This is a genomic window from Vibrio sp. 10N.247.311.47 (assembly GCF_041467535.1).
In the GTDB taxonomy this organism is placed as follows: domain Bacteria; phylum Pseudomonadota; class Gammaproteobacteria; order Enterobacterales; family Vibrionaceae; genus Vibrio; species Vibrio crassostreae_C.
Genome location: NZ_JBFSUR010000011.1, coordinates 94,889 through 109,910, shown reverse-complemented (window position 1 = coordinate 109,910; position 15,022 = coordinate 94,889). Strand labels below are relative to the sequence as shown.

Annotated in this window: 10 protein-coding genes; 5 read left to right on the top strand and 5 right to left on the bottom strand. The window is 44.0% G+C overall.

Annotation, left to right across the window (positions count from 1 at the left end; translation table 11 throughout):
* Window positions 1–57: 57 nt before the first annotated feature.
* A complete protein-coding gene (gene nagE, locus AB6E51_RS09870) occupies window positions 58–1,608 on the bottom strand; it encodes an N-acetylglucosamine-specific PTS transporter subunit IIBC (protein WP_032545860.1) in 1,551 nt (516 codons plus the stop codon).
* A gap of 475 nt (window positions 1,609–2,083) precedes the next feature.
* Here nagE and nagA point away from each other — a divergent pair, with 475 nt between their 5' ends.
* The 4 genes from nagA to asnB all read left to right on the top strand — a co-directional run bounded on the left by nagA (window position 2,084) and on the right by asnB (window position 8,013).
* Window positions 2,084–3,220, top strand: coding sequence for an N-acetylglucosamine-6-phosphate deacetylase (nagA, locus tag AB6E51_RS09865; protein WP_017062193.1), 1,137 nt, complete (start codon window positions 2,084–2,086; stop codon window positions 3,218–3,220).
* 2 nt (window positions 3,221–3,222) lie between these two features.
* Window positions 3,223–4,437: an ROK family protein gene (locus AB6E51_RS09860; RefSeq protein WP_017062194.1), complete on the top strand. Its 1,215-nt coding sequence runs from the start codon at window positions 3,223–3,225 to the stop codon at window positions 4,435–4,437.
* Between the two features lie 83 nt (window positions 4,438–4,520).
* On the top strand, window positions 4,521–6,107 hold the full coding sequence (locus AB6E51_RS09855; protein WP_017062195.1) for a cation:proton antiporter family protein: 1,587 nt from the start codon (window positions 4,521–4,523) through the stop codon (window positions 6,105–6,107).
* A 235-nt stretch (window positions 6,108–6,342) separates the two neighbouring features.
* Window positions 6,343–8,013, top strand: coding sequence for an asparagine synthase B (gene asnB / locus AB6E51_RS09850; RefSeq protein ID WP_017062196.1), 1,671 nt, complete (start codon window positions 6,343–6,345; stop codon window positions 8,011–8,013).
* 78 nt (window positions 8,014–8,091) lie between these two features.
* On the opposite strand, the gene rfaH is transcribed toward asnB, so the two are convergent.
* On the bottom strand, window positions 8,092–8,598 hold the full coding sequence (gene rfaH, locus AB6E51_RS09845; RefSeq protein ID WP_017062197.1) for a transcription/translation regulatory transformer protein RfaH: 507 nt from the start codon (window positions 8,596–8,598) through the stop codon (window positions 8,092–8,094).
* 501 nt (window positions 8,599–9,099) lie between these two features.
* Here rfaH and AB6E51_RS09840 point away from each other — a divergent pair.
* Entirely contained in the window at window positions 9,100–10,497 is a 1,398-nt protein-coding gene (locus AB6E51_RS09840) for a peptide MFS transporter (protein WP_017062198.1), read from the top strand.
* 123 nt (window positions 10,498–10,620) lie between these two features.
* Here the strand turns inward: AB6E51_RS09840 and hemH are convergent, their stop codons facing one another.
* The 3 genes from hemH to htpG form a co-directional block, all read right to left on the bottom strand.
* The gene (gene hemH / locus AB6E51_RS09835) at window positions 10,621–11,583 is read right to left on the bottom strand and encodes a ferrochelatase (protein WP_017063404.1); all 963 of its coding nucleotides are present in this window, start codon (window positions 11,581–11,583) and stop codon (window positions 10,621–10,623) included.
* Window positions 11,584–11,859: 276 nt separating this feature from the next.
* Window positions 11,860–12,504 (bottom strand): adenylate kinase, encoded by a 645-nt coding sequence (gene adk, locus AB6E51_RS09830; protein ID WP_372058937.1) that lies wholly within the window; start codon window positions 12,502–12,504, stop codon window positions 11,860–11,862.
* A gap of 388 nt (window positions 12,505–12,892) precedes the next feature.
* A complete protein-coding gene (gene htpG, locus AB6E51_RS09825; protein WP_102332544.1) occupies window positions 12,893–14,797 on the bottom strand; it encodes a molecular chaperone HtpG in 1,905 nt (634 codons plus the stop codon).
* Between the last annotated feature and the right edge of the window lie 225 nt (window positions 14,798–15,022).

Genomic DNA, 15,022 nt, shown 5'->3' with positions numbered 1-15,022 from the left:
GCTTTCAATTTGAAAGCTTACTTAAGAGTAACTTTACGTCTTAATTAAGTACTTCCCTTACTGTGGAAGTTTTACATCAGATAGGTCTTCGCCTGCACCAATAGCTTTCATTTCGCCAGCTACGATTTCAGCTAGTGGGCCTAGGATAACCTGTAGGTTGTTTTCACCTAGTTTAACCACACCTTTAGCACCAAGTTTCTTAAGAACAACTTCATCTGCAACAGAGCGGTCTTTAAGAGTTAGACGTAGACGAGTGATACAAGCGTCGATTGAAGTTAGGTTGTCGTGACCACCCAGAGCTTTCAGGTATTGACGTGCAAGGTCGCCCTTTGGTGCTTCGCCAGCAGGAGCTGCAACAGCTTCGTCATCATCTTCACGACCTGGCGATTTCAAGTTGAAAGCGCGGATTGCGAAAGAGAAAGTGAAGAAGTATAGAGCACCGAAGCCAAGACCGATTAGTAGTAGTACGAATGGTTTAGTTGCTAGACCCCAGTTCAATACGAAGTCGATAAGACCAGCAGAGAAACCGAAACCGTGCAGAGTACCAAACATGTTAGCAACTACTAGAGACAAACCTGTAAATACAGCGTGCATTGCGTATAGAGCAGGAGCTAGGAATACGAACATGAATTCTAGCGGCTCTGTGATACCTGTTAGGAATGAACAGAATGCAACTGAGAATAGTGCGCCACCAACTTGGCTACGTTTTTCAGCAGGAGCAGCTAGGTACATTGCAAGTGCAGCACCTGGTAGACCGAACATCATTACTGGGAAGAAACCGTTCATGAATACGCCAGCGCCTTTATCGCCGCCGAAGAAACGGTGTAGGTCGCCAGATTTAACTGTTTCAGTTACTTCTTTAACAGTTGCAACAATTTCTGGGTTAACTGAGTTAGCAAATTCAAATGTGTACTCTTGACCAACAACTAAAGTTTTAGCTAGTGCAGGGTCAACACAAAGTTGAGAGAAGCCTTCTGCAGCAACTACGATCTCTTGACAAGAGCCCATACCGAACCAGAAGTACGAGTTCAGTACATGGTGTAGACCTACTGGGATAAGTGCACGGTTAAGAGTACCGTAAACAAATTGACCGATAGCGCCAGACGTTGAAACTGCGTGAGCAAGTGCATCTAGACCAGATTGAACAGCAGGCCATACAACACCAAAGATTGCGCCAGCAACTAGAGCAAATAGACCAGCCATAATAGGAACTAGACGTTTGCCAGAGAAGAATGCTAGCCACTCTGGAAGACGAGTCGCGTGGAATGCATTGTAAGAGTGACCTGCGATGATACCTGCAAAGATACCGCCGAAGAATGACATATTTACACTAGCATCGATGTTTGTTGCGGTTGCTGTCAGAACAAAGTAAGCAACTGCACCAGCAAGACCTGCTGCGCCGTTACCGTCTTTAGAAAGACCAATAGCTATACCCAAACCAAACAATAATGGTAGTTGACTGAAGATTGCGTTACCAGCAGATGCCATGAATGCGATATCGAGTAAGTCTGGTTGACCCAGACGTAGCAGCAATGCCGCAATCGGAAGCGTTGCGATTGGTAGCATTAACGCCTTACCAAGCTTCTGCGCATATCCTAGAATATTCACCAGTTGTTTCCCCCTATAGGATTTTTTAGAATTCGTTTGAGAAACTTATTTTAGTCGCTCAATTTAGTCCTATTCAGTGTATTCAATTAATTTTGCTCCGCAAATTAAAACCTTACCATTTGTGATCCTAATCACCAGTTTTTACCAAATCCAGAGGTTTTTGCTAGCGAGATCATAAAACTTATTTTATCATTCAAAAAAATGAACATTTATGGATAAAATCCAAATCTAATCATTAGGCAAAAAGATGGTAACTCCGGGCTTATAGAGCACCGTGAATAATCATTATTGATGGACCTAAATGTATAATAAAAATCAATTGTTCATATGTTTTTCAACAACTTAAATCGCTTCTCATTTTGAAGCCGTTTGCCCATAAAAGATAAATCGTTACGTAAATGATGCTCGCAAACTAAGTCCGCATTTAGGTAACGAACGAATTTAAAAGATCTCACGAAATAAGGATTAGCTGACTATGTACGCGCTAAGTAACTGTAAAATTTACACTGGTAGTGATGTTCTAACCGATCATGCTGTTGTAATCGAAAACGAACTGATCAAAAAAGTCTGTCCTATCTCTGAATTGCCAGAAGGAATCGAGCTTCGCGACCTAGACGGAGCAAACCTAAGCCCAGGTTTCATTGACCTACAACTGAATGGTTGTGGCGGTGTAATGCTTAACGATGAGATCACTGCAGAAACCATGCAGATCATGCACAAAGCAAACCTGAAATCTGGCTGTACTAGCTTCCTACCAACGCTTATCACCTCTTCAGACGAAGATATGCGTGCGGTTATTACGGCAGCTCGTGAATACCATAACCAGTACCAAAACCAATCTTTAGGTCTGCACCTTGAAGGCCCTTACCTAAACGTTGCGAAAAAAGGCATCCATAGCGTCGATCACATTCGTAAATCTGACAACGAAATGATTGAGCTTATCTGTGAGAACCGTGACCTTGTTGCAAAAGTAACATTGGCTCCAGAGCTTAACGACCCTGAACACATCGAACGCCTGCACAAAGCTGGCGTTGTCGTTTCTATCGGCCACACCAACGCAACTTACGCAGAAGCGCGTCAAGGTTTCGAATCTGGTATCACGTTCGCCACTCACCTGTTCAATGCAATGACGCCGATGGTTGGTCGTGAGCCTGGCGTTGTTGGCGCGATTTACGATACTCCTGAGGTTTACGCTGGCATTATTGCCGACGGCTTCCACGTTGATTACGCAAACATCAGAATTGCGCATAAAATCAAGGGAGAAAAGTTGGTATTAGTGACGGATGCCACAGCTCCTGCAGGTGCTGACATGGAATACTTTATTTTTGTCGGTAAGAAAGTATATTACCGTGATGGTAAGTGTGTTGATGAAAACGGCACACTGGGCGGCTCAGCTCTGACTATGATTGAAGCAGTTCAGAATACAGTTGAGCACGCTGGTATCGCTTTAGACGAAGCTCTTCGCATGGCTACGCTATACCCAGCTACGGCTATCGGTGTAGAAAGCAAGCTAGGTCGAATCAAAAAAGGCATGGTTGCAAACCTAGCTGTATTTGACCGAGACTTTAACGTTAAAGCGACTGTTGTTAACGGACAATACGAGCACAATTAAGTATGAATGGCGGACAAATAGGTAACGTAGACTTAGTTAAACAACTAAACAGTGCGGCGGTATACCGACTTATAGACCAACAGGGACCTATCAGTCGTATACAAGTGGCTGATGTAAGCCAACTCGCACCGGCAAGTGTTACAAAAATTACCCGCCAACTTTTAGAGCGCGGCCTAATTAAAGAGGTTGCGCAGCAAGCGTCTACTGGCGGTAGACGCGCTATCTCCCTAACCACAGAAGTAGAGCCTTTTCATTCTGTTGCTGTGCGTTTGGGTCGAGACTACATTCAAATAAGCCTGCATGACCTTGGTGGTCGTGAATTGGCTTTCCAACAGCAAGACCTGAATTATTCAGACCAATCAGACCTTACCCAAGGCTTGGTCAATAACCTCAAAGCTTTCATTGCTGAGCATCAACCAAAGATCGATCAACTGATTGCTATTGGTGTCACGCTTCCAGGCTTGGTTAACCCAACGACCGGTGTTGTTGAGTACATGCCGAATACCGACATCGATAACCTCGCATTAAGCGACATTATTCGCGATACATTCCATGTTGCTTGTTTTGTTGGTAACGATGTTCGTGGAATGGCGCTTGCTGAGCACTACTTCGGTGCAAGTAAAGATAGCCAAGATTCTATTTTGGTCAGTGTTCACCGTGGTACAGGTGCAGGTATTATCGTTAATGGTCAGGTTTTCCTAGGTCATAACCGTAATGTGGGTGAAATTGGTCATATCCAAATTGATCCGCTAGGCGAGCAATGCCAATGTGGTAACTTCGGCTGTCTTGAAACAGTAGCGGCAAACCCAGCTATCGTTGAACGCGTGCAGAAGCTGATTAAACAAGGCTATGAGTCTTCTTTAACAGAGCTTGAGCATATTACGATTCAAGACGTTTGTGACCACGCGATTAATGGTGATGAGCTAGCCAAGCAAAGCTTAGTTCGAGTAGGAAACCAGTTAGGTAAGGCTATCGCGATGACGATTAACTTATTTAACCCTCAAAAAGTTATCATTGCTGGTGATATTACCAAGGCACAAGAGATTGTTTTTCCTGCAATTAAGCGCAATGTAGAGAATCAGTCGTTAACGACTTTCCATAGCGGCCTGCCTATTGTAGCATCACAGATCGATAAACATCCTACGATGGGAGCTTTTGCTATGATTAAGCGCGCCATGCTTAACGGCGTGTTACTGCAGAAGCTTCTCGAAGACTAGAGAAAACAATTCTGATTTTCCGCGGGCCGTGTTTGTATAAACACGGCCCGTTTTTTTAAGCTAGGGAACTACAACAACAAGTTATGGAACTTATATTAATATCCACTGCGTTTATCGCAGGATTTATTGCTTTAAAGTGTCACCTTCCCCCATTAGTTGGTTTTTTGGTTGCAGGCTTTGGGCTTTTTGCCTTTGGCTTTGAAACCAATGACACCATCATTACTTTAGCTGACCTTGGTGTCACGCTGCTTCTATTTACTATCGGCTTAAAGCTCGATATCAAAACCCTACTCTCTAAAGAGATCTGGGCTGGCGCGACAATCCACAACCTTTTGTCCACTCTGTTTTTCGCCGTCGCCCTGTTTGGCTTTAAGTTCTTAGGTATTTCATCGCTAGCTGCCATGTCGGTAGAACAGATCGTTCTGCTCGGTTTTGCTCTTTCATTCTCTAGTACTGTATTTGCGGTTAAGACTCTGCAAGAGAAAGGCGAAATGAATGCGACCTACGGAACGTTAGCGATTGGTATCTTGGTCATGCAGGATATCTTCGCCGTAGTATTCTTAACGGCTTCTACGGGCAAAATACCTGAGTGGTATGCAATTGCTCTGTTTGCCCTACCCTTATTACGCCCACTGTTCTACAAAGTGCTCGATTGGGTTGGTCACGGTGAGATGCTGGTTCTTTCCGGCATCTTCTTCGCATTAGTCGTCGGTGCTGGTTTATTCCATTTGGTTGGTGTGAAACCAGATTTGGGGGCTCTTGTTCTAGGTATGTTACTTGCTGGTCACCCAAAAGCCTCAGAATTATCAAAGTCGCTGTTTAACCTTAAAGAACTTTTCCTTGTCTGTTTCTTCTTGAATATTGGTCTGTCAGAGCAACCAACCATTCAAGGCTTTATGCTCGCAATCTTGTTCTTGCTGATGCTGCCAGTGAAAGGTGTTCTCTACTTCTTGGTACTCAACCGCTTCAAGTTCCGTGTTCGAACGTCTCTACTTGCCTCGCTATCACTGTTTAACTATAGCGAGTTTGGCCTCATCGTTGGTGGTCTCGCCTTCAAGATGGGTTGGATGTCGGGTGATATCTTAGTTGCCGTTGCCATTGCAGTTTCACTGTCTTTTCTAATCGCTGCTCCTTTAAACCGAGCTGGTCATAAGCTTTATCAGCAGTCAGGTAAATGGCTAAAAGAGCATGCGTCAGAAAAGCTTCACCGACGTGATAAGCGAATTGACCCTGGTCGTGCCCAAGTGCTTATTCTAGGTATGGGCCGAATTGGTACCGGTGCTTATGACGAATTACGTACTCGCTATGGCAAGGTCAGCCTAGGTGTAGAAGTGCGTGAAGAAGCCGCGCACAACCACAGAAGCCAAGGCAGAAACGTGATTTCTGGCGACGCGACTGACCCAGATTTCTGGGAGCGAATTCTAGATACAGCAAACGTAAAGCTGGTGATTTTGGCAATGCCTCACCACCAAGGTAATCAAACCGCTTTAGAACAATTAAAGTCACGTAACTTTAAAGGCCAAATTGCGGCTATTGCTGAATATCCCGATCAACTCGAAACACTGAAAGAGAATGGCGTTGATGCGGCATTTAACATTTACAGCGAGGCTGGTAGTGGTTTTGCTCGCCACGTTTGCGAACAGTTAAATCCAAATATCAATAAAATCTAGTATTAGACAGTGTTCAACTAAACCTCTCTAAACTGCCTATTTTTCGCACTTTTGAGAGGTTTTTGTTTAAAAAACCAACCGCAATTAAACATCACACACCAAAAGCACATAAAAATTAGATAATTTCTAACAGAACACCCTTTATATTATTTTTTTGCTCACATCCGGTTGCTTTTTTTAGCCAGAATGGCAAATTGAATGCAGTTGATTTGGAAATTATTTAAAAGGAAGTTCTATGTGTTCAGTATTTGGCATTCTCGACATTAAAAGTGATGCCGCAGCACTTCGCCCTATTGCTTTAGAAATGTCTAAGAAGCTTCGTCACCGTGGTCCAGACTGGTCTGGTATCTATGCTGGTGAAAAAGCAATCCTTGCTCATGAACGTCTTGCTATTGTTGGCTTGAACAGTGGTGCTCAACCACTATACAGTCAAGACAAAAAGCACATTCTTGCAGTAAACGGTGAAATTTATAACCACAAAGAACTTCGTGCACGCTATGAAGATAAGTACCAGTTCCAGACTGATTCTGACTGTGAAGTTATCCTAGCGCTATACCAAGAGATGGGTGCAGACCTTCTAGAAGAGCTTAACGGTATTTTCGCATTCGTTTTATACGACGAAGAGAAAGACGAGTACCTAGTGGGCCGCGACCATATTGGTATCATCCCGCTTTACCAAGGTTACGATGAGCACGGCAACTACTACGTGGCTTCAGAGATGAAAGCATTGGTTGAAGTATGTAAGACGATCAGTGAATTCCCTCCAGGTAGCTTCTACTCTTCGAAAGATGCTGAACCTCAACGCTACTACATCCGCGATTGGAACGAGTACGCTGCGGTACAAGGCAACAGCACAAGCAAAGAAGAACTGACTGAAGCGCTAGAAGCAGCCGTTAAACGTCAACTAATGACTGACGTTCCTTACGGTGTACTTCTATCTGGTGGCCTGGATTCATCAATTACTTCAGCAGTTGCAAAACGCTTTGCGGCAATGCGTATCGAAGATGATGAGCAATCTGAAGCTTGGTGGCCACAACTGCACTCGTTCGCTGTTGGTCTTGAAGGCGCACCAGACCTTATCGCTGCTCGTGAAGTTGCGGACAAGATCGGAACTGTGCACCATGAGATGACTTACACTATTCAGGAAGGCCTAGACGCAATCCGTGACGTTATCTACCATATCGAAACTTACGATGTAACGACGATTCGTGCATCAACGCCAATGTACTTGCTGGCTCGTAAGATCAAAGCGATGGGCATCAAGATGGTACTTTCAGGTGAAGGTGCTGATGAAATCTTTGGTGGTTACCTGTACTTCCATAAAGCGCCAAACGCGAAAGAGTTCCACGAAGAGACAGTACGTAAACTGCTTGCTCTAAGCATGTTCGACTGTGCTCGTGCAAACAAATCGCTAGCGGCATGGGGTGTTGAAGGCCGTGTACCATTCTTGGATAAAGAGTTCATCGATGTCGCAATGCGTCTGAACCCTGAAGATAAGATGTGCGGTAACGGTAAGATGGAGAAACACATCCTGCGTGAGTGTTTTGAAGACTACCTACCAGATTCAATCGCATGGCGTCAAAAAGAGCAGTTCTCTGATGGTGTTGGCTACGATTGGATTGATACATTGAAAGCAACGGCTGAAGCAAAAGTAACGGATCAACAAATGGAAGCTGCTAAGTTCCGTTTCCCTTACAACACGCCAACAACCAAAGAAGGTTATGCTTACCGTGAAATCTTTGAGGAGCTATTCCCTCTAGAATCTGCGGCAGAGTGTGTACCTGGTGGTCCTTCAGTTGCTTGTTCATCAGCGAAAGCGATTGAGTGGGATGAGTCATTCAAAAACTGTGTCGACCCATCAGGCCGTGCAGTACAAGCCGTTCACAACGATGCTTACAACGCTTAGAGCGTTTTGAACAAATCCTAAAGACTAAAAAAGGCGCATTATGCGCCTTTTGTTTTAAGCCTATTTTTATTACTGCAGTTATGCGCGAGCTTGTAGTGCTTCGTTCTCAATACTGATTGGAACGACTTGGCTGATCATTTTCACCAGCATAATCGATCGAGCCTCACCGTCTTTCTGATCGAAAATAGCTTCAACCCCAGCAAATTGGCCACTCTGAATCTTAACTACCTGTCCAGATTCAAACTCAACACAACAATCTTCCACTTCGTTACTGCAGCACTTCTCAAACTCTTTAAGTTCAAACACCAAGTCTCCTTGGACCTCGTGCGGCAGTGAACCGAACTTAATAAAGTCCACAACGCCACGTGTTGAACGAACGGTCGTGAAGCTAGGACCTTGCTCATAATCGAAGCGAACAAAGATGTAAGACGGAAACAGCGGTTCTTTGACCTGCTTTTCTTTCCCTCTCACCACCTTTTTGACTTCTATTTGAGGGTAAAAGCACTCTACCCCCTGATTCTCTAAGTGCTGCTGAGCGCGTTTTTGATCACCACGCTTACAGTAAAGCAAATACCAACGTTTCATTTAACTAGCCATTTTATATTTTTAGATATTTTACCACATGCCTAAAACGGTTGAATCGCCATTAATAAAATGAATCGTTGCTAACGAAAAATAATGCGTAGCAGACCAATTTATCAACAAAAAGTTATAGGTGTCGGAGTGGTTAAGCATTGTACAGAGATCATTTAGAGATCAAAAGACTCATTGTTGTAAGCATATGTATACCCCACCTAATGAGCACACCACTCCCTTTAAACTCAAAATGATACACCAGAGCAATGCATCTAAAGATTTTTATTCAACACGACTTTAATAAAGGTTATTAACCAACCAGCTCAAATCTGGAAAATTAGTTTGCAGCACACTTAAAATGGGCAACATTAAAAGTAAAGATGATTAATATCAATACCTTAGCTAAACCAAGTTGTCGTAACCATAAAATACGTCTATTGCAGACTTTTATCCCACTGTGTATACATGAATGACCATAAAATCTTTTAATACCTAAAATTAGTAAAACTTATGCCAAGCAACCACAACATCTTTGGCCACCCTAGAGGCCTATTTCTACTTTTTAGCACAGAGCTATGGGAACGTTTCTCTTACTATGCGATGCGCGCCATCCTTGTCTTATTTTTGACTGACACTACCCTCAACGGTGGACTGGGTTGGTCAACGAAAGACGCACTCGATCTCTACGGTATTTACACCGGTTTAGTCTACATCACACCATTAATTGGTGGCTGGATTGCCGATAACTACCTAGGTCAGCGTAAATCAATTCTGATTGGCGGTGTATTAATGGCACTTGGCCAATTTACACTGGCTCTACCTAACGGCTTCATCGGTTTAGACCAAGTGAACGCTCTGTACCTTGGTTTAGCACTGCTAATCAGTGGTAACGGTATGTTTAAGCCGAACATCTCAACCATGGTTGGCGATCTGTACCAAGAAGGCGATAACCGCCGTGACGGTGCTTTCACCATTTTCTACATGGGCATCAACTTAGGTGCGCTGCTTGGTGGCTTAATTTCAGGTGCTGCTGTCGATTCATTCGGTTGGAAAGCAGGTTTCCTAGCCGCTGGTATTGGTATGGTTATTAGCTTGATCATGCAAGTGACAATGGCTCAGTCTTGGTTAGGCAACATCGGTTCTGTACCTGCTGCTGCAAGAGCGAAAGCACTGAACAAATCTAAAGAAAAAGCGCCACTGACCAAAGAAGAGTTCGACAGACTAAAAGTGATTCTTATCATGGGTCTGTTCGTGATTGTATTCTGGGCGGGCTTTGAACAAGCTGGCGGCCTAATGAACATCTACACTCAACAATATACTGACCGTATGATTGGTGGCTTTGAAGTTCCTGCTGCGTGGTTCCAATCTTTGAACCCATTCTTCATCATTACACTTGCTCCAATCATTGCTGCGTTCTGGGTGAAACTGGGTAAGCGTGAACCCAACTCTCCTGTGAAGTTTGCAATGGCATTGTTCTTCTTAGCACTGGGCTTTGTGTGCATGATGGGCGCGGTAATGGAGCAAGGCGGTGACCTAACAGTGAAAACATCAATGCTATGGCTAGTCGGCGCTTTCTTCTTCCATACCCTTGGTGAGCTTTGTCTATCTCCTATTGGCCTGTCGTTGGTCACTAAGTTAGCTCCGCTTCGCCTAGCATCATTGATGATGGGTGCATGGTTTGGCTTCAATGCGGTGGCAAACTACGTGGCAGGCCTGGTTGGTTCTCACGTTGGTGAGCTTGGTGCTATGTCAATCTTCAGTGGTATTGCTATCACAGCAACGGTGAGTGGCATATTACTGCTGCTTTGTGCTGGTAAGCTTGTGTCATGGATGCACGGCGTAGAAACCAACATGACGCTTGAAGCAGAGCCTAAAGCTAAGCAAGCAACAGAGACATCTGCGGCTTAACTCTCAAGCTGTTTCAAAACGAAATATCCTGATCAAAAAGGGCTGCTCAATGAGCAGCCCTTTTGTTATTTGTATTATGCGCCTTAATGCTAACGATAAGTCATAATCAAGGCTCAGCATCTGTTAGCGATACAGCGCCACTAACTCTGCCATCATATCGATGTGCGAATCTCTGTCGTTCAGACACATAATGTAGCTAAAGTCCGAACCACCAGCGTCAATGAAAGTCTCTTTACACTGGTCTGAAATCTCTTCCAACGTTTCCAAACAGTCAACCGAAAAGGCAGGTGCCATAATGTCGATCTTCTTGATGCCTTTACTCGGCAGTGATTCAAGTGTCTCGTCAGTGTATGGCTTCAACCACTCTTCTCGACCAAATCGCGATTGGTATGTCATTGTGATATCGTCCGCTGACAAACCTAACTCTGCCGCAAGCAGCTTTGTTGTCGCTTCACAATGCTGAGGGTAGATATCGCCTTCATCAGCCAGTCGCTTCGGAATACCGTGGAAAGAACACACTAAATGATCGGCTCTGCCATTTTTATCCCAATGACTGCGGACGCTTTCAGCCAATGCTTTGGCATAGCTTGGGTGCGCGTAGTAGTCGCGAATAAAGCGATAGCTCGGGATAACTGGCATCTGCTTAAAGGCTTTGGTTAAACCATCAGAAACCGCCGCTGTGGTTGTACCAGAGTACTGCGGATATAAAGGCAGTACGATGATGTCCTCAACGCCCTGCTCCATCAGTTGCTCAACACCAGTCTTTAGGCTTGGGTTGCCATAGGTCATACCCAGTGCAACAGGCATCTCTAGCTTCTTCTGGAGCTTTTCAGCTTGTCTTTGAGAGTACACAAGCAGTGGTGAGCCTTCATCCATCCAGACAGACTGATACAGCTTAGCAACTTTAGGCGAGCGAATCGGTAAAATCACCCCATGTAATATAGGACACCAAAGCCAACGCGTTAGGTTTACAACTCGCTTGTCGTGTAAGAATTCACTCAAAAATCGACGAACGCCAGCGGGGGTCGCCGAATCTGGAGTTCCTAAGTTCACCAGTAAAACACCCTGCTTTTTATTATTTTCCATAGATACCTGAGACCAATATGTGATTTTCTGGAAAGTAATATACTAATCTGCATAAGTTTAAGATCATTGCGCCTCAATGAAAGTCTGAATAATCACTCTTCATATGAGATACACAACATCCACTCTCAATTGCTAGCCACTGCCATCGGGTCTGAACCGTTCTGAATCATGTGCAATCAAATTATCTAGATTGGTATCGTACTAAAAATTGAAACAAAAAAGCGACCCTTAAGGTCGCTTCCAATATATCAAATTCTAAAACTGGCTGTTAGCCAATTATGCTAGTGCTTTCTCAAGTTCTGCACTAACTTCAGCAACTTGCTTAGTACCATCAAACTTAAGGTACTGAGTGTTGCCTGCTTCAGCTTCTTTACCGTAGTAAGAGATTAGCGGAGCTGTTTGATCGTGGTATACACCTAGACGTGCACGAACTGTTTCTTCTTTGTCGTCATCACGTACCACTAGGTCTTCACCCGTTACGTCATCTTTACCTTCTTCTTTAGGCGGATTGTACACAGTGTGGTATGTACGACCAGAAGGAAGGTGAGCACGACGACCAGCCATACGCTCAACAATCACATCGTCAGCTACGTCAAATTCAATAACGTAATCAACAGCGATGCCCATTTCTTTTAGGCCATCAGCTTGTGGGATTGTGCGTGGGAAACCGTCTAGTAGGAAACCTTTCTCACAGTCATCTTGAGCGATACGCTCTTTGATAAGACCAAGGATAATTTCATCAGAAACTAGCTGACCAGCGTCGATTACTGATTTTGCTTGCTTACCAAGCTCAGTACCCGCTTTGATAGCAGCACGTAGCATGTCACCAGTTGAAATTTGAGGGATACCAAATTTGTTCATGATGAAGTTAGCTTGAGTACCTTTACCCGCGCCAGGAGCACCTAGAAGAATGATGCGCATGTTTAATCCTCTTATAAAATTATGATTTATACCGAAGCTCACTATCCCTCCATTCTTGCTCATTTTTAGGATGAACAGAAAGCGTTAAGTAACCATTGAGGCTAAGCAAAACTGTGAACAGAAGCAAAACGGTAAGTTTCGGTATAACGTTTAAAAATCATACAACTGGAGATAGTCGCTTCTTAGCCCCAGCTGATTAGGTCGAGCATTCTATCACATTAATATTCAATTTGGCTGAATTTACGACTAAAGAATGCATCGACAACATTTGTTGTGACGATAACGGTGACGTTGACCACGTTAGGTCAATTTTCAACGACGTTCATAAAAAAAGCCCGCATTTGCGAGCTTTTTATTGTAATTGTTGGCTTAACCTAAAGTCGAAAGACTAACGCTTTGTTAGTAGCTCGTTGATTGCACCCAAGAATTGTGACGGATCTTCCATTGAGCCCTTTTCAGCCAGCATCGCTTGACCAAGTAGCAACTCAACCCAACGACTAAACGCTTGCTCGTCTGCTTCGTCAGCCATCTGTTTAACCAGTGCGTGCTCAGGGTTAATCTCGAAGATGTACTTCACTTCCGGTGCCGCTTGACCCGCAGCTTCAAGAAGCTTCGCCATTTGCGTGCCCATTTCGAAGTCGTCAGTCACAACAACCGCAGGTGTTGTTGCTAGCTTGAAGGTCGTACGAACTTCTTTAACACGACCACCTAGGTAAGATTGAGTGCGCTCTACAACAGATTTGAACTCTTCTTCTGTCTCTTTTTGCTTCTCTTTCTCTTCTTCACCTTCAAACTTGCTTAGGTCTAAGCCTGCTTTAGTGATCGATTGGAACTGTTTACCGTCGAAGTCAGTCAGGTAGTTCATTACGTACTCATCAATACGATCGTACATTAGAACCACTTCAATACCTTTAGCTTTGAACTGCTCCAAGTGTGGGCTGTTCTTAGCGGCAGCGTAGCTATCTGCTGTCAGGTAGTAAATCTTATCTTGGCCTTCTTTCATGCGCTCAACGTAAGATTCTAGGCTGATGGTTTGTTCAGCAGAATCCACTTCCGTTGACGAGAAACGAAGTAGACCAGCGATCTTCTCTTTGTTCGCCATATCTTCAGCCGGGCCTTCTTTCAATACTAGGCCGAACTCTTTCCAAAACTCTAGGTACTTATCATTGTCATTCTTCGCCATGCGCTCAAGCATAGTCAGTACACGCTTGGTACATGCGCCACGAAGAGACTGAGTTACCTTGTTGTCTTGCAGGATTTCACGAGACACGTTCAATGGCAGATCGTTTGAGTCAATCAAGCCACGAACGAAACGCATGTAAGATGGCATGAACTGCTCTGCGTCATCCATGATGAATACACGCTGCACGTAAAGTTTCAAGCCACTCTTGTGGTCACGGTTCATCATGTCCCAAGGTGCTTTCGCTGGGATGTAAAGCAGGCTTGTGTAATCGTTCTTACCTTCAACCTTGTTGTGGCTCCAGGTTAGTGGATCAGCAAAGTCGTGAGATACGTGTTTGTAAAACTCTTGGTACTCTTCTTTCTCGATATCAGACTTGTTACGAGTCCAAAGTGCTTGCGCCTTGTTGATCTGTTCCCAATGTTTCTCTTCGGTGTCTTTACCTTCGTCATCTTTCACTGCTGTGAAGATAGAAACAGGAATGCCGATGTGGTCAGAATATTTACCAATCACTTCACGCAGACGCCACTCATTTAAGAACTCTTTACCGTCTTCACGCATGTGCAGAACGATGTCAGTACCACGAGACTCTTTAGTGATGTCTTCGATTGTGTAATCGCCTTCACCTGCAGAGTGCCACTGAACAGCTTCATTGTTCGGCAGGCCAGCTGCACGTGTGCGAACCGTTACCGCGTCTGCGACGATGAATGCAGAATAGAAACCCACACCAAATTGACCAATCAGTTGAGAGTCTTTGCTTTGGTCTTCAGACAGCTTTGAGAAAAAATCTGCAGTGCCTGACTTAGCAATCGTACCTAAATGCTCAATAACGTTGTCGCGGCTCATACCGATACCGTTATCAGAAATGGTTAACGTGTTTGCTTCCGCGTTGAAAGAAAGTTTTACACCTAGATCTGCATCACCTTGGTAAAGGTCACCGTTCGATAGAGCTTGAAAACGAAGCTTATCAGCCGCGTCAGATGCGTTAGAGATCAGCTCACGTAGAAAGATTTCTTTATTTGAATACAGTGAGTGAATCATTAGATGAAGTAGTTGTTTTACTTCAGATTGAAAGCCACGAGTCTCTTTATTTTGCGTTGCCGTTTCGCTCATTTTTACTCCAAAACATCTATACTTTATGTTGAATAATCATAGGGGCGTAACACTTGATGCCACTCTTCTGTTCATTAACATGAGGATGACAAATGTAAATTCAAGGTCAAAAATCATAAAAACACTGTTTTTTTTATCTGTTTTTATTATCCTTGAGCCTGATAAATATAAAAGAACATAAAATAAGCCATGATTTGGTGAAGAATTAACGGAACTTCACCTGAG